The 17,989-nt window shown below is 70.2% G+C and carries 12 protein-coding genes and 1 tRNA gene; 7 read left to right on the top strand and 6 right to left on the bottom strand.

The window, feature by feature from the left end:
* The first annotated feature begins 81 nt into the window (after positions 1–81).
* Both nudC and J1M36_RS03580 read left to right on the top strand, forming a co-directional pair.
* On the top strand, positions 82–1,056 hold the full coding sequence (gene nudC, locus J1M36_RS03585) for an NAD(+) diphosphatase (protein ID WP_206478671.1): 975 nt from the start codon (positions 82–84) through the stop codon (positions 1,054–1,056).
* Positions 1,053–2,843 carry an ATP-dependent helicase gene (locus J1M36_RS03580; protein ID WP_098053948.1) on the top strand — a complete coding sequence of 597 codons (1,791 nt, stop codon included), beginning with the start codon at positions 1,053–1,055 and terminating at the stop codon, positions 2,841–2,843. Before nudC ends, J1M36_RS03580 begins: the two co-directional genes overlap by 4 nt.
* A 45-nt stretch (positions 2,844–2,888) precedes the next feature.
* Here the strand turns inward: J1M36_RS03580 and J1M36_RS03575 are convergent, their stop codons facing one another.
* Together J1M36_RS03575 and J1M36_RS03570 are read right to left on the bottom strand one after the other, a co-directional pair.
* A complete protein-coding gene (locus J1M36_RS03575; protein WP_197493103.1) occupies positions 2,889–3,710 on the bottom strand; it encodes an alpha/beta fold hydrolase in 822 nt (273 codons plus the stop codon).
* Complete coding sequence (locus tag J1M36_RS03570) at positions 3,707–5,185, bottom strand: NAD(P)/FAD-dependent oxidoreductase (protein WP_064846094.1); 1,479 nt, start codon at positions 5,183–5,185, stop codon at positions 3,707–3,709. Before J1M36_RS03570 ends, J1M36_RS03575 begins: the two co-directional genes overlap by 4 nt.
* A 276-nt stretch (positions 5,186–5,461) precedes the next feature.
* On the opposite strand from J1M36_RS03570, the gene J1M36_RS03565 reads away from it, so the two are divergent.
* Positions 5,462–6,502, top strand: a complete 1,041-nt coding sequence (locus J1M36_RS03565; RefSeq protein WP_260850548.1) for a LacI family DNA-binding transcriptional regulator — start codon at positions 5,462–5,464, stop codon at positions 6,500–6,502.
* Between the two features lie 38 nt (positions 6,503–6,540).
* On the opposite strand, the gene J1M36_RS03560 is transcribed toward J1M36_RS03565, so the two are convergent.
* Positions 6,541–7,419, bottom strand: a complete 879-nt coding sequence (locus J1M36_RS03560; protein WP_206478670.1) for a hypothetical protein — start codon at positions 7,417–7,419, stop codon at positions 6,541–6,543.
* Positions 7,420–7,595: 176 nt separating this feature from the next.
* Here J1M36_RS03560 and J1M36_RS03555 point away from each other — a divergent pair, with 176 nt between their 5' ends.
* Positions 7,596–8,132: a M48 family metallopeptidase gene (locus J1M36_RS03555; protein WP_064846096.1), complete on the top strand. Its 537-nt coding sequence runs from the start codon at positions 7,596–7,598 to the stop codon at positions 8,130–8,132.
* Between the two features lie 161 nt (positions 8,133–8,293).
* On the opposite strand, the gene J1M36_RS03550 is transcribed toward J1M36_RS03555, so the two are convergent.
* Positions 8,294–9,793, bottom strand: a complete 1,500-nt coding sequence (locus tag J1M36_RS03550; protein ID WP_064846097.1) for a zinc-dependent metalloprotease — start codon at positions 9,791–9,793, stop codon at positions 8,294–8,296.
* Positions 9,794–10,070: 277 nt separating this feature from the next.
* Here J1M36_RS03550 and J1M36_RS03545 point away from each other — a divergent pair, with 277 nt between their 5' ends.
* The 3 genes from J1M36_RS03545 to J1M36_RS03535 all read left to right on the top strand — a co-directional run bounded on the left by J1M36_RS03545 (position 10,071) and on the right by J1M36_RS03535 (position 14,523).
* Positions 10,071–11,153 (top strand): PDZ domain-containing protein, encoded by a 1,083-nt coding sequence (locus J1M36_RS03545; protein ID WP_064846098.1) that lies wholly within the window; start codon positions 10,071–10,073, stop codon positions 11,151–11,153.
* Positions 11,154–11,260: 107 nt separating this feature from the next.
* A complete protein-coding gene (locus tag J1M36_RS03540) occupies positions 11,261–14,239 on the top strand; it encodes a UPF0182 family protein (RefSeq protein ID WP_193519921.1) in 2,979 nt (992 codons plus the stop codon).
* 207 nt (positions 14,240–14,446) lie between these two features.
* Positions 14,447–14,523: transfer RNA gene (locus J1M36_RS03535), tRNA-Met, on the top strand.
* 201 nt (positions 14,524–14,724) lie between these two features.
* Here J1M36_RS03535 and J1M36_RS03530 read toward each other — a convergent pair.
* A complete protein-coding gene (locus J1M36_RS03530; protein ID WP_206478669.1) occupies positions 14,725–15,480 on the bottom strand; it encodes a PspA/IM30 family protein in 756 nt (251 codons plus the stop codon).
* A 79-nt stretch (positions 15,481–15,559) separates the two neighbouring features.
* Positions 15,560–17,575: a TPM domain-containing protein gene (locus tag J1M36_RS03525; protein WP_206478668.1), complete on the bottom strand. Its 2,016-nt coding sequence runs from the start codon at positions 17,573–17,575 to the stop codon at positions 15,560–15,562.
* Between the last annotated feature and the right edge of the window lie 414 nt (positions 17,576–17,989).

The following is a 17,989-nucleotide window of genomic DNA, read 5'->3' as shown; positions in this document are numbered from 1 at the left end:
CCCACCCTACCGGCCTCGGCCCGGGGCGGGCTGTCCACCGCGGCCCGTGAGGATGTCCGGACCCCGGTCTACAGTGGTCGGATGATCTCATGCCAGGACCGTCCCGGCGCCGTCGCGCCCCTGCTCGACGACGCCCAGCTGCCCTTCGCCGGGCGCCCCTTCGACCGGGACGCGGTCGCCCGGGAGCACAGCGATCTCGTGGCTGAGGCGCTCGCCTCGCCCACCGCGCGGGTGCTCGTGCTGCGGGGCTCCCAGGCCCCCACGCGCGACGGCGCCCTGGTCCTCCCGCTCGTGGCGGAGGTCCCGGGACCCACGGACGATGCCGGCCGCCCGGACGTGTACCTGGGCCGCCTGGCGGACGGCACCCAGGTGATCCTGCGCACCTTCCCCGAGGACACCCAGCTGTCCGGTCTCGACGGTGCCCGGTGGGAGGGGCTGCGCACGCTGGCCACCGTGGTGGATCCCGAGCAGACGTCGTTGCTCGTCACGGCGCAGGCGGTGGCCTTGTGGCACCGCGACCACCCGCGGTGTCCTCGCTGCGGGGCGCTCACGCAGAGCATCCGCTCCGGGTGGGCCCGGCGCTGCCTCGAGGACGACTCGCTGCACTTCCCCCGCACGGATCCAGCGGTCATCGTGGCGGTGGTCGAGGACGGCCCGGACCCGGCCTCGCAGCGCATCCTGCTGGGCCGCTCTGCGGCATGGGCCGGCAACATGTACTCCACGTTCGCAGGCTTCGTCGAGCCGGGGGAGTCCGCCGAGCAAGCGGTCGTGCGCGAGGTGCGCGAGGAGGCCGGGATCACGGTGGACACCGTGCAGTACCAGGGCTCTCAGCCGTGGCCGTTCCCCCGCTCCCTGATGCTGGGATTCCGCGCCGTGGCCCACACATCGGTGGCCGAGGCGGACGGCGAGGAGATCCTGGACGTCCGGTGGTTCACGCGCGAGCAGCTGCTCACGAGCACCCGCACCGGTGAGGTCACGCTGCCGGGGAGGGTGTCGATCGCGCACGCGCTGATCGTCAGCTGGCTGGGCGAGGACCTCCCGGGGACCGATTGGTGAGCGTGGAGCAGAGCGCCGAGGAGCGGATCCTCGGAGGCCTGGACCCGGAGCAGCGCGTGGTCGCGACCACACTGAACGGTCCGGTGTGCGTGCGCGCTGGAGCGGGCACCGGCAAGACGCGGGCCATCACCCACCGCATCGCGTGGGGCATCGCCTCGGGGGTCTATACCCCCCAGAAGACCCTGGCCCTGACCTTCACCGCGCGCGCCGCCAATGAGATGCGCCAGCGGCTGCGGGCCCTCGGGGCTCCCGGTGTGCAGGCCCGGACCTTCCACTCTGCCGCCCTGCGCCAGCTGCAGTACTTCTGGCCGCAGGCCGTGGGTGGGCCCCCGCCGGGGCTCGTGAACCACAAGGCGAGACTGATCACCGAGGCCGCCCAGGCCATGCGCCTGACCACGGACCGGGCGACCGTCCGGGACGTCGCGGCCGAGATCGAGTGGGCCAAGGTCTCCATGCACACCCCGGACACCTATCCGCAGGCGGCGGGCCAGCGGGACATGCCCGCGGGCTACGACGTCCGCACCATGCAGCGGCTCTACCAGTCCTACGAGGACCTCAAGGCGGACCGACACCTGATCGACTTCGAGGACGTCCTGCTGATCACGGTGGGGATCCTGGAGGAGGACGAGCGGATCGCCGCGGCGGTGCACGCGCAGTACCGCCAGTTCGTGGTGGACGAGTACCAGGACGTCTCGCCCCTGCAGCAGCGGCTGCTGGACGCGTGGCTCGGCTCCCGGGACGATCTCTGCGTGGTGGGGGACGCCTCCCAGACCATCTACTCCTTCACGGGCGCCACGTCCCGGCACCTGCTGGAGTTCCCGTCCCGGTACCCCGGGGCGTCTGTGGTGGAGCTGATCCGCGACTACCGCTCCACCCCTCAGGTGGTCAACACCGCCAACCGGCTGCTGGCCGCGCGCCGCCCGTCCCTCACGTCCACCCCGGACACGTGGGCCACACCGCTGCGCCTGGTCTCCCAGCGCCCCGCGGGCCCCGAGCCCGCGTGGAACGAGTACCCGGACGACGAGGCCGAGGCCGCGGGCGTGGCCGTGCGGATCCAGGACCTGATCGACGACGGCGTGGCCCCGCACGAGATCGCCGTCCTGTTTCGCACCAACGGCCAGTCGCAGGCATTCGAAGCCGCACTCGCGGATGCGAACATCGGTTTCCAGCTGCGCGGCTCCGAACGGTTCTTCAACCGGCCCGAGATCCGGCAGGCCATCGTGCAGATCCGTTCCGCCGCACGCACGGCGGGCGCGGACCGCGCGGACGTCCCCCAGCAGGTGCGGGACATGCTCGGTTCGCTCGGCTACACGGAGCGGGCCCCGCGCTCCGACAGCGCCACGCGCGCCAAGTGGGAGTCCCTGCGTGCACTCGTCTCGCTCGCGGACACCATGGCCCGCCGCGCCGTGGCGGACGGCGAGACGCTGTCGCTCGCCGGTTTCGCGCAGGAGATCGAACGCCGTGCGACCACCCAGGAGGCCCCGGTGGTGGACGGGGTCACGCTCGCGTCCCTGCACTCGGCTAAGGGCCTGGAGTGGGATGCCGTGTTCCTCGTGGGGCTCTCCGAGGGACTCATGCCCATCAGCTTCGCCGACACCCCGGATGCCATGGACGAGGAGCGCCGGCTGCTCTACGTGGGGATCACCCGCGCGCGGGAGCACCTCGTGCTCTCGTGGTCGCTGTCCCGGACCCCGGGCGGTCGGCCCAACCGGGTCCGGTCCCGTTTCCTCGATGCTGTGCTGCCCCCCGCGCCGCGCACCCCGGCACGACGCCGCGGCGGCCGCTAAGCGGGTGCGGCCGAGGCCCGGCCGGGACCGGCCCGTGCGGCGTCGTCAGCTGCGCTCCGCGCTCGCCCAGAACTCGGTGGCCAGGCGGGCGAACTCGTCGGGCCGCTCGATCATGGGCCCGTGGCCGGTGTCGGGAAACCGGTGGCTGCGAGCCCCCAGGGCCTTCGCCCCGCGGGCGAGGTGACGGAAGGGCAGCACCGTGTCCTTGTCGCCCCACATGATGAACACGGGAACACCGGTGGCCCGCACGCGGGGGAGCAGCCGGCGCCGCCAGGGCCGCTTCACACCCGCGATCGAGCCGATCGAGCGCAGCATCTGCAGCATGGCCTCGGAGCCGCCGGGGCGCTGCGCGAGCTCGTAGCCGCGTTCCACGCGCTCGGGCGTGGCCAGGGCGGGGTCGTGGTACATGGCCCGCTCGGAGCGCAGCGCACCCTTGCGGCTCGGTGCCAGTGCGCGCTCGCCCACCCCGGGCAGCGCCGCGAGACGCAGGGCCGGGCTCACGCCCCGTCCGAATCCTGCGGAGTCCACGAGCAGCAGGCTGCGCACGAGTTCCGGGTGGTCGGCGGTGAGCTGCATGGCCACGGCCCCGCCCAGGGAGTTGCCGGCCACGTGGGCCGGCGCAATGCCCTGGGCGCGCACGAACTCCGCCACGCGGGAGGCGAGATTCGAGAGGCTCATGCCCTCGGTGGGGACCTCGGAGCCACCGAAGCCGGGGAGGTCCACGCTGATCACACGGTGCCGCGCGGCCAGACGCTCGTGCTGCTCGTCCCAGTCGGCCAGGCTGCGTCCGATCCCGTGGATCAGCAGCACCGGGGTGCCCTCACCGGTCTCGCGCCAGCTCAGCCCGTTCCACATCTGCGTGCTCACGCGCCCACCCCCGAGGCGGTGCGGGCGGGCACCGTGAACTCCAGTTGCTCGTCCTTCTCGGCACCCGGACGGAACAGCACCCGGTCCCGCAGGTAGTTCTGCCGCACGTTCCATGCCCCGTCGCGGCCCTGGCGGGGCAGCAGGTGCGCGCCACGCTGGATGTAGCCGGAGGCCAGGTCGATGAGCGGGCGCAGCCCGGTGCGGGGGCCGGAGTACCGGGGCGTGACGGCCACGGCACCCTCGCGGTCCATGCGGTCCAGCAGCCGCCGGAAGTACTCTGTGATCAGGTCCACGCGCAGGGTCCACGAGGAGTTCGTGTACCCGATGGCGAAGGCCATGTTGGGGACGCCGTCGAGCATCATGCCGCGGTAGCTCACGCGCGCGGCCGGATCCACGGTCTCCCCGTCCACCACGAGATCCATGTTCCCAAGAAACTGCACGTTGAGCCCCGTGGCGGTGACGATCACGTCCGCCTGGAGGTGACGGCCCGAGCGCAGCTGGATGCCGTCCGCGGTGAAGCGTTCGATGGTGTCCGTGACCACCTCGGCGTGGTCCCCGCGCACAGCCTTGAAGAAGTCGCCGTCCGGTGCCGCGCACAGCCGCTGGTCCCACGGGTCGTACTCGGGGGTGAAGTGCTCGTCCACCGGGAAGGTGGGGCCCAGGTGCTTCACAGCCCCGCGGTGCAGCAGGTCCCGCATGGCCTGCGGTCGGCGGCGGCTGAACTCGTAGATGGCCATGGAGCGCACGATGTTGCGCCAGCGGTTGGCCTCCCCGGCCACGCGCGGCGGCAGCCACTTGCGCAGCTTGATGCCAGTCTCGTCCCTGCCGGGCACGGAGGCCACGTAGGACGGGGAGCGCTGCAGCATGCTCACGTGAGCGCCGCGGTCCGTGAGCGCGGGCACGAGGGTCACGGCGGTGGCGCCGCTGCCGATCACGACCACGCGACGGCCCGCCACGTCCAGGTCCTCCGGCCAGTGCTGCGGGTGGACCACGGTCCCCTCGAACTCGGACAGCGTGGGCCAGTCGGGGGTGAAGCCCTCGTCGTAGCGGTAGTAGCCCGTGGCCATGAACAGCCACCGGCCGGTGAGCTGCTCGGCCCCGCCCGTGTGGACGTCGCGGTGCGTGACGGTCCACGTGTGGGTTTCGGAGGACCACCGTGCCTGCTCGGCCCGCCGCCCGAACCGGATGTCCTTCGTGACGTCGGCCTCCTCGGCCGCCGAGTGGACGTAGTCGAGGATGGTGTCCCCAGTGGCCAGGCTGCGCTCTCCTGTCCAGGGGTGGCTGCGGTAGCCGAAGGTGGCCATGTCCGAGTCCGAGCGGATACCCGGGTACCGGAAGAGGTCCCACGTGCCGCCCATGTTCTCGCGCGCCTCGAGGATGCGGACGGTGCGGCCGGTGCCGGCGAGCTCCCGAGCGGCGCCGATGCCGGAGATCCCGGCACCGATGATGATCACGTCGACGTCCTGAGTGTCCATGTGGTTCTCCAACTTCCTTGCGGTCGCGCGCCCCGGTCGGATCCGGGTGGTGCAGCCGGTGCCCGACGGCGTTCCCGACGGGTACCGGCTCCGAAACCTCGCGGCGACGTGGCCGCTTCCAGTTCCCTGCAGGCAGGCCGTGCGCCGGGAGGGGCCCGGGTCGGTAGCGGTCCGTGCCGGTGCACACTAACGCGTGTTAGCTTGATGGTTGTCGAGTGTAACAGCTCACATTCGTGGGGCATCAGGGCCCGGCGGCGGTGGGCCACTCGCTACCATGTGGCCACCGACCTCCAGGGAGAACTCACGAGCATGCACCGGCACCGCACCCCCGCACGGCGGACCACGAGCGCCGACGTGGCACGGCTGGCCGGGGTCTCCCGCACCACCGTGAGCTTCGTGCTCAACGACACCCCCTCACAGTCCATCTCCGCGGGCACCCGACGCCGCGTGCTCGACGCCGCCCGGGAGCTCTCCTACGCGCCCTCGGCGGAGGCGCGGGCGCTCGGCCGGGGCCGCTCCACCTCCGTGCTGCTATACCTCCCGCCAGCGGGGTCCCTCACCGAGGACATCGGGGTGATCGTGGAGCGGCTCTCGGTGCTGTTCTCCGAGGTGGGGCTGTCCATGGTGATCCATGCGTGGACCCGCCGCCCCGCCGCCCAGGTCTGGTCCTCCGTGACGCCGGCCGCCGTGCTCGCGTGGGACCTCGCGGAGGACGACGCCGAGCGCATGCGTCGAAGTGGCGTGCGCGGCGTCCTCTCCTGGACCGGTTCGGACGACATGGGGCGGTGGATCACGGGTCTCCGTGAGCGGGACATCGCCAGGGTGCAGGTGCAGCGGCTCGTGGCCGCGGGCCATACGCACCTGGGCTATGCGATCACGGGCGGGGAGCACATGCACGGCGTCTCCCAGTGGCGCTTCGAGGTGCTGCAGCGCGAGTGCGCGGCCCGTGGCCTGCCTCGCCCGAGCGCTCTTCCCCTTCCTGCGGATCCCCGCGGGGCGGCCGATGTGCTGCTGCAGTGGCGCGAACGGCACCCGGGGGCGTCCGGGGTGTGCGCCCACGACACCACCGCCGCGCTCGCCGTGCTCTGCGGGATGCGGCGGCTCGGCTGGAAAGCGCCCGCGGACCTCGCGATCGTGGGGGTCAACGACTCCCCGGCGGCGGCGCTGGCCGACCCTCCGCTGACCATGGTGGCGCTGGACCCGGAGGTCACGGCCCGGCACATCGTGGCCGTGATCAACGCCCTGGTGCGGGACGAGCCCGCACCCTCGCCCCCGGACACGGCGGGGGCCTTCACGGTGGACCGCGACTCCGTCTGAGCGGGCACGGGTGGTACGGCGCACTCCGCACACACGGTTCACAGCCCGGTGAACGCGAGGGAGCACAGGCACCTCGGATCCGGGGCCAAAGGCAGAACCGTCAGCCCCCGGCGCAGCACGAGGCACGCTTCCGGACCGTCAGGTGACTGCGTTCCGGCGGTGGGCCGGGCCGGCGGTGGGCCGGACGGTGCCGTTTCGGTGCCGGCAGGTGGCACGTCCGGGGGAGCGTCGTGTGGCGGGTCGGACGGTGCCGCCCGCGGAGCGGCGTCGTCCCGCAGCGCGTGGGACAGCAGGCGACCCGCGATCTCCCCGGTGGCCACCGTGCGCGTCAGCACGGCCACCGTCCCGTCCTGACGCGGAAGCAGAGGCTCGCCGGGCGTGGTTGGGGACCCACGGAACGCGCGTCGCGCTTCACGGACCGCACTCGCCACACAGGCCCGGCACGGGCGGTGCGCCCAGTCGGTGAGGGGCCAGACAACCACGGACCCGCCGTCGCGGACCACGCTCAGGGTGGGCAGCGCCGGGTCCAGGTCCGGGGAGGAAGCCGTGGCGAGGTCCGCCACGAGATCACCGGGCACGGACCACGTGTGGAGCACCACGGCGGTGGGCACCGCCGCCGACGGGAAGAGCTCGGGTGCGCTGAGCGGGGCGCAGCGCGGGGATCTGCGCCGCAGCAGGGTCCTCAGCACCAGTTCACGCGGCTGGCCCTGGAACTCCGCGGGATACGGGCCGTGGCGGACGTCCGCGGTCCCGACGGGTGCAGGATCCCGGACGTTGAGCAGGCAGACCCCGGCCTCCGCGAGCGCGAGGCACACGGCGGCGGTGAGGGGGTCGAGCCCGAGCGCGAGAACGCGCAGCTCGTCGAGCGCCGGGGGAGCGCAGGGTTCCTCGGGGGCGGTTGGGCAACGGTGGGTCATGGCACCAGGGTTGCCGAAGCGGGGTGCTCCCGCGGCCGGAGCGGGGCAATCCACAGGACGGGTGCCGCGGGCACCGTGCTCCCCTTCTGCGTCCCGGTTCGTGCCCCGCCCGGGCGGGATGGTGAACTGGGGGCATGCCCCAACCACGAGCCAGAATCGTCGAACCACCGGAGGAGATGCCGGAGATCGTCGTCAAACGCAGTGCCCGCCGCACCAAGACCGTCAACGCCCACTTCAGCGGGGACGCCGTGGTGCTCTCGGTGCCGCAACGGGCCACCCGTGCCCAGATCGCGCATTGGAGTGCAACTCTCGTTCCCAGGGTCGTGGCCAAGCGGCGCGCGGCGGAGGCGGCCTCGCGCACGCGGCACTCCGACACGGCGCTGGAGGAGATGGCGCAGCGGCTGTCCCGGACCTACCTGGAGGGTCGTGCCCGGCCCACGAGCATCACGTGGTCCGCCCGCCAGCACACACGGTGGGGCTCGGCGACCCCCGCCACGGGTGCCATTCGGATCTCACGGCGACTCGCGGACGCGCCCGAGTGGGTTCTGGAGACCGTGGTGCTGCACGAGCTCGTGCACCTGCTCGAGGCTCACCACAACGAGCGGTTCTGGGAGATGGCACGGCGCCACCCCAGGGCGCACGACGCCGCCCAGTTCCTGGACGGCGTCGCGTGGGCGGAGCGGAACCCCGCGCAGGTCACGGGCCGGGAGTGAGGCACCCGAGGGGCCAGCCCGGCGAGCCGGGTCGGCGAGGGGCCGGTACGAGGTCCGCACGAGTCTCGGTGCGAGTGGCCCCGGGCCGTTCGCACGGGCCCGGCCGCGAACCCTGAAGTCCGTACGACGGGCCTACTACACGGAGGCCCAGCCGCTCACGATCAGTCCTCGTCCCGCGTGGTGTCGGGATCGTCCTGGTCGTCGTCGCCGGCAGTGCCCGTGCTCTCACCCGGCTCGCGTTCAGGCGACGTCTCCCCGGACGCACCCTGCTTCGCGTCCGCGGAGGCCTGGCCGGTGGAACTCGCGCCCCCCGGGGCCTGCCGACCGTCCTCGTACCCGCCGGCCAGCAGCTTCTCCAGGGCGGCGTCCATCTCCTCGTCGCTGGCCGTGAGCAGCCCGCGGCGCTCCTCGAAGCCCTGGGGATCGTCGAGGTCCTCGTTGGTGGGCAGCAGCTCGGGGGACTCCCAGAGGCTGTCGCGCTCGGTGATCCCGCGCTGTTCCTCCACGTAGCCCCAGAAGGTCGCTGCCTCACGCAATCGGCGGGGGCGCAGTTCGAGACCCACGAGGGAACCGAAGGTGCGCTCGGCGGGCCCGCCCTCGGCGCGGCGTCGGGCCATCATCTCGGTGAGGGCGGCGGCGGAGGGGATGTTGGCAGTGGAGGCCACGGTGACGCGGTTGACCCAACCCTCCACGAGCGCGAGGACCGTCTCGAGCTTGGCGAGTGTGGCCTCCTGGCGCGGGGTCATCTCGGGGCTGAACACGCCGGAGGCCAGCGCGTCCTGGATGCCCGAGGGGTCGGAGGGGTCGAGTTCCTGGGCGATGGACTCGATCCGGTCCATGTCGATGTGGATCTCGGACGCGAACGCCGTGATCAGGTCCAGCACGTACTGGCGCAACCACGGCACACCGTGGAACAAACGCGTGTGGGCGGCCTCGCGGATGGCCAGGTACAGCATCACGTCCGAGGCCGGCAGGTCCAGCCCCTCGCTGAACTCGGCCACGTTGGACGGCACGAGCGCGCAGCGGTCCTTGGCCAGGGGGATGCCCACGTCCGTGGAGGACAGCACCTCGCACGAGAGCGCACCCACGGCCTGTCCCAGCTGCATCCCGAACATCATGGAGCCCGCGCCGGAGAGCATCCCGGACAGGTCCGCCCCGCCCATGGCCTGGGAGAGCTCGGGGGGCAACTGCTGGGTGAGGGCGTCGGACATGGCCTTGGACACGGAGGTGGCTACCGGGGTGGTCATCTCCTTCCAGGTCTCCCACGTGGCCTCGATCCACTCGGCGCGCGCCCACGCGGACGGCAGCACGGGGGCTTCGCCGAACGCGGTGTTGTCCGTGAGCCACAGGTCCGCGAGCTTCATGGCGTCGTTCACGGCGCCCTTCTGCTTCGCCGAGACGGACGCGTCGCCCTTCTGCGCGGCCACCTGACGGGCGTGCTGGTTGGCGAGCTCCCAGTTGATGGGCTCCCCCGAGGAGGTCGAACTCATCATGGACTGGATCTGCTGGAACATCATGGACATGGCCTGCGGGTCCATGGGCATACCGGCCGGCATGTCACCGGGCTTCATGTTCCCGGAGCCCAGCAGACGCTCGAACATCTCCTGGAACGGGTCCTTGGGGTTCTCGCCGTTCTCGTCGTACGGAGGGTTCGAAGGCATGGGACCGCCAATCGTCGTGGAGGATCTAGGACTGCTCAAACCCTAGCCGTCCGCCCCGGGCCCGAACCACCGCGTGCGCGCCCAGTTCGCTGATGGCTCAGGTACCCTCCGGGCGCCCGTTCACCGGGAGCGGGCGACGCCGCCGTCCCCGGCCGTGCGGCGTCTTCGAACCTTCCACGAGGGCGTGCGACGTACGCCCCAGACGGTGTGCGCGGGACCTTCCCAGGGTGGGCCGAGTACGCTGGGACGGTCCTGGAGGCCGTGGAGAGGAAGCGACGTGACGGGTGAGCAGAAGGGGGCGCGGCGCGGATTCCTCCGCCGCCGGTCGTTGCCGTCGGTCGCGCTCGCGGGGACCACGGTGCTGCTGCTCGCGGGCGTGGTGCTGCCCGCGCCGTACGTCGTGGAATCCGCCGGACCCACGTTCAACACCGTGGGCAGTCACGACGACAAGCAGCTCGTCAAGATCACGGGCGCCCCGACCTACCCGAGCGACGGCCGGTTGGACCTGACCACCGTGTACGTCACGGGCGGACCCTCCGGGCGGCTCAACTCCATCAACGCGCTGCTGGGCTGGTTGGATCCCTCCGATGCCGTGATCCCGGAGGACACCCTTTACCCGCCGGACACCACGGGCCAGCAGGTGGACGAGTCCAACGCCGCGGCCATGGTCACCTCCCAGGAGGACTCCGTGGCGGCCGCGCTGAACCACCTGGGCAAGCCGTTCACAACCACCTTGACCGTGCACGCCGTGATCCCCGGCGGCGCCGCGGACGGTGTCCTGCGGGCCGGGGACCGGATCCTCTCCGTGAACGGCACGCAGGTCACCTCGCTCGAGCTGTTGCGCGAGCAACTCGACGCCGCGGGGGAGCGGGGAGCGGACGTCGTCGTGCGCCGGGACGGCAGGACGGTCACCGAACACGTGAAGCTGACCCGGGACGAGGACTTGCAGCGGTGGCAGCTCGGCGTGTACCTCGTACCGAAATACGAGTTCCCCGTGGACGTGGACTTCCAACTGGACCAGGTGGGTGGGCCCAGCGCCGGGATGATGTTCGCGCTGGGGATCGTCGAGGAACTGACCCCCGGATCGATGGCGGGCGACGAACACATCGCGGGTACCGGAACGATCTCGGCGGACGGGAAGGTCGGTCCCATCGGCGGGATCCGACAGAAATTGCAGGGCGCAGCGGAGTCCGGTGCCACGTACTTCCTGGCCCCCTCGGACAATTGCGGTGAGGTGGCCGGGCACGTCCCGGATGGTCTCACGGTGATCGAGGTGAAGACACTGGGAGATGCTGTGGAAGGGGTCGAAAAAGCGGCGTCCGGATCGGTCGTGGAGCTGCCTTCCTGCGGCACCCGGTGACATCCCGAGGTGGTGAAATTGCATGCCGCGACGGGGGCCAGCACAATAGGGTGGACACTGATCATTGACAGATCATCATCCGTGCCCAGGGAATTCAGAGGTATTCAGTGACCGCCGGATCCACATCCCCACGTCCATCCAGCGGGTCCGCAGCGGGCCGCAAGAAACACGGGGCCCTGTTGCCCACAGTGATCGCGGTGGTGGTCCTCATCGCCCTGTTCGTGGGGTTCACCCAGGTCTACACGAACATCCTCTGGTTCGAGCAGCTCGGCTACCTGCGGGTGTTCGTCACCCGTAACCTCGCGATGATCGGTCTGTTCATCATCTCCGCCGTGATCGTGGCCACGCTCATGTTCCTGAGCCTGTGGCTCGCGTACCGCAACCGCCCCCGGGACACCGGCCAGGTCAGCGACAACATGCAGAAGTACCAGCAGGCGCTGGACCCCGTGCGCAAGATCGTCATGGTGGCCGTCCCGGTGATCTTCGGGCTGTTCGCCGCCTCCACGATCGCGTCCCAGTGGCAGACCGTGCTGCTGTTCCTCAACCAGGAACCCTTCGGACAGACCGACCCCCAGTTCGACCTGGACCTGGGCTTCTACGTGTTCACCCTCCCGTTCCTGCGGCTGCTAATCGGCTTCCTGGTCACCGCGCTGCTACTCGCCGGTGTGGCCGGGCTGCTCATGCACTACGTCTACGGCGGGATCCGCATCCATGAACGCGGGATCGCCACGACCCGTTCCTCCCGCGTGCACCTGGGCTCCATCGTGGCCGCGTTCCTCGCGCTGCAGGCCGTGAACTTCTGGCTGGACCGCTACGCGACCCTGACCTCCAACTCGGGCAAGTGGACCGGTGCGCTGTACACCGACGTCAACGCCGTGATCCCCACCAAGGGCATCCTGGCGATCGCCGCCGTCCTGGTAGCCATCCTGTTCGTGGTGGCCGGGTTCATCGGCCGTTGGAAGCTGCCCCTGATCGGTGCCGCGATGCTCGTGGTCGTGGCCGTGGTGGCCGGTGGGCTCTACCCGTGGGCCATCCAGCGCTTCCAGGTGACCCCCACGGAGCAGGCGCTCGAGAACGAGTACATCCAGCGCAACATCACCATGACCCGACAGGCCTACGGTCTGGACAACACCGAGGTCACCCCGTACGATGCCACGACCCAGACCGAACAGGGTGCGCTGCGCCAGGACACCGAGACCACCTCCAACATCCGTCTGCTGGACCCCAACGTGGTCTCCTCCGCGTTCGCCCAGCTGCAGCAGTTCCGGCCGTACTACCAGTTCTCCGACATGCTCAACGTGGACCGCTACACGATCGACGGCCAGACCCAGGACACGGTCATTGCGACCCGTGAACTGAACCCGGACCAGATCCAGGGCTGGTACAACCAGTCGGTGGTCTATACCCACGGCTACGGCGTGGTGGCCGCGTACGGCTCCCGCGTGCAGTCGGACGGCAAGCCCCAATTCATGCAGGCCGGGATCCCGTCCCGCGGTGAGATCTCCAACGACTACGAGCCGCGGATCTACTTCGGGAAGAACTCGCCCGAGTACTCGATCGTGGGTGGCTCCCCTGAGGACCCGCCGCTCGAGCTGGACCGCCCCCAGACCAATGACGGGGACGCCCAGGACGCCAAGACCACGTTCGCCGGAAACGGCGGCCCCACCGTGGGCAACTGGTTTAGCAAACTGTCCTACTCCATCAAGTTCCAGTCCACGGACATGCTGCTCTCGGACGCGGTGCGCCCGGAGTCCCAGATCCTCTACGACCGCAACCCGCGTGAGCGGGTGGAGAAGGTGGCCCCCTACCTCACGGTGGACGGCAACCCGTACCCGGCGATCGTGGACAACAAGGTCGTGTGGATCGTGGACGCCTACACCACGGCGGCGTCCTACCCGTACTCCACGCCGTCCGTGCTCCAGGAGGCCACCCAGGACACCCAGACCGCGCAGGGCACCGCCGCTGCGTTGCCGCCCGAGCGTGTGAATTACATCCGTAACTCGGTCAAGGCCACGGTCAACGCCTACGACGGTTCCGTGGATCTCTACGCGTGGGACGACCAGGACCCCGTCCTGAAGTCGTGGCAGAAGGTCTTCCCGAATACGCTCAAGCCGTACTCGGAGATGTCCGCGGACCTCATGGCCCATGTGCGCTACCCCGAAGACATGTTCAAGGTCCAGCGTGAGCTGCTCAACCGCTACCACGTCACGGACGCGAACAGCTTCTACGCGAGCGACGACGTGTGGTCCGTGCCCAACGACCCCACCCAGCAGAACCAGGACGTCCCGCAGCCGCCGTACTACCTCTCCATGCGCATGCCGGGTGAGGACAAGGCGAACTTCTCGCTCACCTCGTCCTTCATCCCGCAGCAGAGCGAGTCCGGCAACACCCGTAACGTGATGTACGGGTACCTCTCCGCCAACGCGGACGCCGGGACGGGTGAGGACGGCGTCAAGAGCGAGGACTACGGCAAGCTGAGGCTGCTCGAACTGCCGCGCTCCTCTGTGGTGCCCGGTCCGGGCCAGGCGCAGAACCTGTTCAACTCGGACACGGATGTGTCCCAGGAGCTGAACCTGCTGCGTCAGGGTGCGTCCGAGGTCATCAACGGCAACCTGCTGACACTGCCCGCGGGCGGGGGCATGCTCTACGTCCAGCCCGTGTACGTGCAGTCCTCCGGCGATGCCGCCTACCCCACCCTGCGCCGCGTCCTCGTGGGCTTCGGTGAGAAGGTCGGATTCGCCCCCACGCTCGACGGCGCTCTGGATGAGGTTTTCAGCGGTAACTCCGGTGCCACCACGGACACCGGGGCCGGCGTGAACGACCAGGCCGCGGAGGCCGCCCAGGGCGGCGACGGGCGCACCGGCGCGGTGGACGACGGCGCGTCGGCCAGCCCCTCGCCGCAGCCCTCCGGGACCCCGTCGCCGCGCTCCACGTCCCTGCAGCAGGCTCTGGACAACGCCAACCAGGCCATGCAGGAAGCGGATCGGGCACGCCGGGACGGTGACTGGACGCAGTACGGCGAGGCCCAGGACCGGCTGAAGCAGGCCATCGACGAGGCCATGCGTCAGGACGGTGCCACCCCGTAATCCAGGGGAGACGCCCGAAGGGCGGTGGTCGGGTTCTCCCGGTCACCGCCCTTCGCCATCACCGTCCCCCCCCCTTGTCGCCGCCCCTGTCCTCACCCCCCTGTCCTCACCGCCCCTCGCCATCGGGGTGCTGTCCCGTGCGGATCCGCGCCGGGGGACACCCGATTTGCACGATCCGTTCACCCTCCGTATAGTTGAGGACGTCGCCGCGGGGTGGAGCAGTTCGGTAGCTCGCTGGGCTCATAACCCAGAGGTCGCAAGTTCAAATCTTGCCCCCGCAACCACGAAGAAGCCCGGTTTCCCAGGAAACCGGGCTTCTGGCATGTCCGGACACGTGTCCGGGGCTACGTCGCGACAAGCAGTGGAGCAAACGCAGCAGGCGATGCCGCGTTTGCTCCACGTCGGCTCACGCCGGGGGTGTCTGCTCAGCCGCGGGATGAGGCCCTGAATGCTGCGGCCACCGCACCGGCAGTCCCGGAAGTGACTCAGACTTCCTCGGAGGACACAATCTTCTCGCCGTCCTTGGTGGCGTTGCCGGCCTTGAGCGCCGCGAGCCGCGCCTCGATCTCGGTTTGCTGACCCATGTCCTCGAGCGCCTCGAACTGGCGGTCCAGGGAGGAATCGGCGAGCTCCTGCTGGCCGGCCACGCGAGCCTCCTCGCGGCGGATCTTGTCCTCGAACCGGGAGACCTCGCTCGTGGGGTCCATGACGTCGAACGCCTTGAGGGAGTCCTGCACCTGGGCCTGGGCCTGGACGGTCTTCTGGCGAGCGGCCAGCTCGTCACGCTTGGCGGAGAGCTCCTGGAGCTTGCCACGCATGGTGTTGAGCCCGTCCTTGAGCTTCTCCACGACCTCGGTCTGGGACGCGATCTGGGGTTCGACCCCGCGGGCCTCGCTCTCGGACTGGATCTGACGTTGCAGCGCGACCTTGGCGAGGTTGTCGAACTTCTGGGCCTCGCTCTCCTTGCCGGACGAACGGAACTCCTCCGCCTTGTTGGACGCGGCCAGTGCCTTGCTACCCCACTGGGCGGCCTCCTGGACGTCCTCGGCGTGGTCCTTCTCGAGCAAGCGGAGGTTACCGATGGTCTGGGCCACGGCGGACTCCGCCTCGCGGATGTTCTCGGTGTAGTCGCGGACCATCTGGTCCAGCATCTTCTGGGGGTCCTCCGCGGAATCGATCATCGCGTTGATGTTCGCCTTGGCCAGCTGAGCGATCCGCCCGAAAATGGACTGTTTGGACATGGTGTTCTCCTCTTCTCGTATCTCGGACAAAACTGAAATCTGTCACGGGGCGGCGGGTGCGTCGCTCACCCGGAGGGGGTCAGAAGTTCCCGCCCACACCGCCGTCGAAGCCACCGAAATCGCCGCCTCCGCCGCCGAAACCGCCGCCGAAGTCACCGCCTCCGCCGCCGTAGTGGCCCCCGCCGATGCCGCCGTTGAGGATCCCGCCCAGCAGGATCCCGCCGAGCATGGCACCACCGAGGCCGTTGCTGCGCCGGCCGTAACCCATGCCGCCGTAGCCCATGGGGGAGTTGTAGAACTCGTCCACGTCCGTCTGTGCGGAGCGCTGTGCGGAGTCCGCGAGGCGGATGGATTGGTTGGCCTCGTTGAGTGCCCGCTCGGGATCAGAGTTCTGCAGTTGCTGCGCGATCTCCAGGTGGCGTTCGGCCTCCGCGAGTTCCGTGCGCGCGCGGGCGCCCACACCGCCGCGGCGCGCCCACACGTAGTCGGACGCGGTGGTCAGGCTCGCCTGCGCGCTCACGAGCGCGTGGGACAGGGTCTCGCGCGCGGAGCGGGCGCGGTCGTTCGCGCTACGGACGTCGTCCAGGCCCTTGTCGAGCTCGGCCTTGGCCTGCGCGAGCCGGCGGGCGGAGCCCATGGGGTCGTAGCGCCCGGAACGCATGTTCTGGGTCACGGTCTGCAGCACGGAGCGCACCCCGGCGGCGGCACCCGCGAGCTCGGGACGGGAGCCCTGCTGGACCAGTCCCTCGGCCTCGGCGACGTCCCGTTGGGCGATGCTCACGGCGTCCTTGAGGGACTCCTCGGCCTTGGCCAGTTCCCGGCGGGCGTTCTCCACCGAGGTGATCAGACCCTCCGCCTGGCCCTGCGCTTCCTCGGCGGCTCGGATGTTGAGCACGGCCTGGGAAACCTGTCCCGCGTCCAGGTGCTGTTGGGCCTGGGCGATCGCGGATTCGGCGAACTCGAGGCGTTCGCGTGCCTGCTCGCCGTTGTCCCGCACGGGGGCCAGAGCGGCGTCGTCGTACGTTGCGTGCAGCGAGACGAGCAAGGACTCGGCGTCCTGCAGGCGCGGCTGGACACCGGCCACGGCGTGGCGCACGTCCTCGAGCGCCTCGGGGGCGCGGGTCTCGAGTTGACGCAACTGCGAGAAGTTCTGTTCCTGTTCCGCAAGGGAGCCGCGCGCCTGGTTGGAGCGCTCGATGATTTCCCCGAGCCACGCGCGCTGGTCCGCCTCGGTGTCTGGGATGTGGTCCTCGAGCTTCTGCTGCAGCTCGAAGGACGCGCGCATATGCTCCTTGGCCCGCGCGAGTGCGTGCTCGAACGGCTGGGTCTGCTCGCGGCCGTACTGCAGCTGCGCGAAGGTGAGTTCCTGCTCGGAGTGCTGGATCGCGTTGTCCGCCTCCACGAGCGCCGAACCCGCGCGCTTGTGCAGCTCGGGCAGGGGCACGAGCGGTCGCTGCGGCGCGCTGCTGCCGTTGTGCGGTTCCGGGGCCTGGGGTGCATTCGCGCGACGACGCCGCCCGCGCATGAGCGACGCGACGCCCACGCCCGCGGCCGCGAGCCCGCCGAGCACCACGACCCCGCCGACCACACCGCCGGCCCCGTTCAGGCTCACCCCGCCGAGTTTCGAGTCGATCCCCTTCACGGCCCCCTGGGCGGCGGCGTCCCAGTTGCCGTTGCGCAGGGCCGGGACGATGTTCTCGTTGTAGATCTCCTGGGTGTCCGAGCGGGACAGGGGACCCGCCGAGTTGGCCACGAACCGCGCCTGGCGGGTCTCGGTGGCCACGGTGAGCACGGCGTCGTTGGTCCCGAAACCATTGTTCCGGGCGAAGTCCTGGACCCACTGACCGGGATCGGTGGGGTTCGTGAACCGGTCCACGTACACCACGTAGAGCGTGATGTTGTGTTCGCTGGCGACCCTGTTGATCTCGTCCTGCAATTGCGACGTGTTGCCCAGGACGTTGGCCGAATCCACGATCCGTGTGCCGGGGTCCACCTGCTGAGGGGGCTCGGCCAGGGCGGCGGGCGCCGCGAACAAGCACACTCCCGAGAGTACGATCGCGGAGACAGCGCGGCGCCAAACGGTGTGTGAATTCATGACCCTCGTTCCGATCGATCTCAGCCCGGCGGACGCCCGCCCGGGAATCGTCCCCGGGACATGATGGTCGTCCGAGTCACAGACTACGCTGAACGGACAATGCGGTCACGAGATCAGCGAGCGTCCCGGAGATCACCAGACAACGTGCAGGAATCGGCCAGTTCTCACAGCCGCGGCTCAGTACGCCCGGGCATACTGGGCCACCGGAAGCCGCCGGACGGGTCCCGGTATCCGCGTCCAGACACACGATCCCTCGACGTCCTGTCACAGTCCTGAAGGAGAGAACATGGCCGATTCCTATGACCCCCGTGCGGGCGGCGATCCCCAGCGTCCCGTGCCCCGGTACGGCCAGTACGGCTCCGGGACGGAGGGCACCGGCCAGGGTTCGCCGTGGCACGCGCAGGACACCCAACC

Origin of the sequence: Kocuria sp. KRD140 (genome assembly GCF_017168375.1) — a bacterium.
Lineage (GTDB): Bacteria > Actinomycetota > Actinomycetes > Actinomycetales > Micrococcaceae > Kocuria > Kocuria marina.
This window is presented reverse-complemented; position numbering and strand designations above follow the sequence as displayed.

What these genes read in the sequence shown, in the direction of transcription:
- nudC (WP_206478671.1), top strand. Translation starts at nt 82, where the DNA reads ATGATCTCATGCCAGGACCGTCCCGGCGCCGTCGCGCCCCTGCTCGAC.
- J1M36_RS03570 (WP_064846094.1), bottom strand. Translation starts at nt 5,185, where the DNA reads ATGGACACTCAGGACGTCGACGTGATCATCATCGGTGCCGGGATCTCC.
- J1M36_RS03560 (WP_206478670.1), bottom strand. Translation starts at nt 7,419, where the DNA reads ATGACCCACCGTTGCCCAACCGCCCCCGAGGAACCCTGCGCTCCCCCG.
- J1M36_RS03555 (WP_064846096.1), top strand. Translation starts at nt 7,596, where the DNA reads ATGCCGGAGATCGTCGTCAAACGCAGTGCCCGCCGCACCAAGACCGTC.
- J1M36_RS03550 (WP_064846097.1), bottom strand. Translation starts at nt 9,793, where the DNA reads ATGCCTTCGAACCCTCCGTACGACGAGAACGGCGAGAACCCCAAGGAC.
- J1M36_RS03530 (WP_206478669.1), bottom strand. Translation starts at nt 15,480, where the DNA reads ATGTCCAAACAGTCCATTTTCGGGCGGATCGCTCAGCTGGCCAAGGCG.
- J1M36_RS03525 (WP_206478668.1), bottom strand. Translation starts at nt 17,575, where the DNA reads ATGAATTCACACACCGTTTGGCGCCGCGCTGTCTCCGCGATCGTACTC.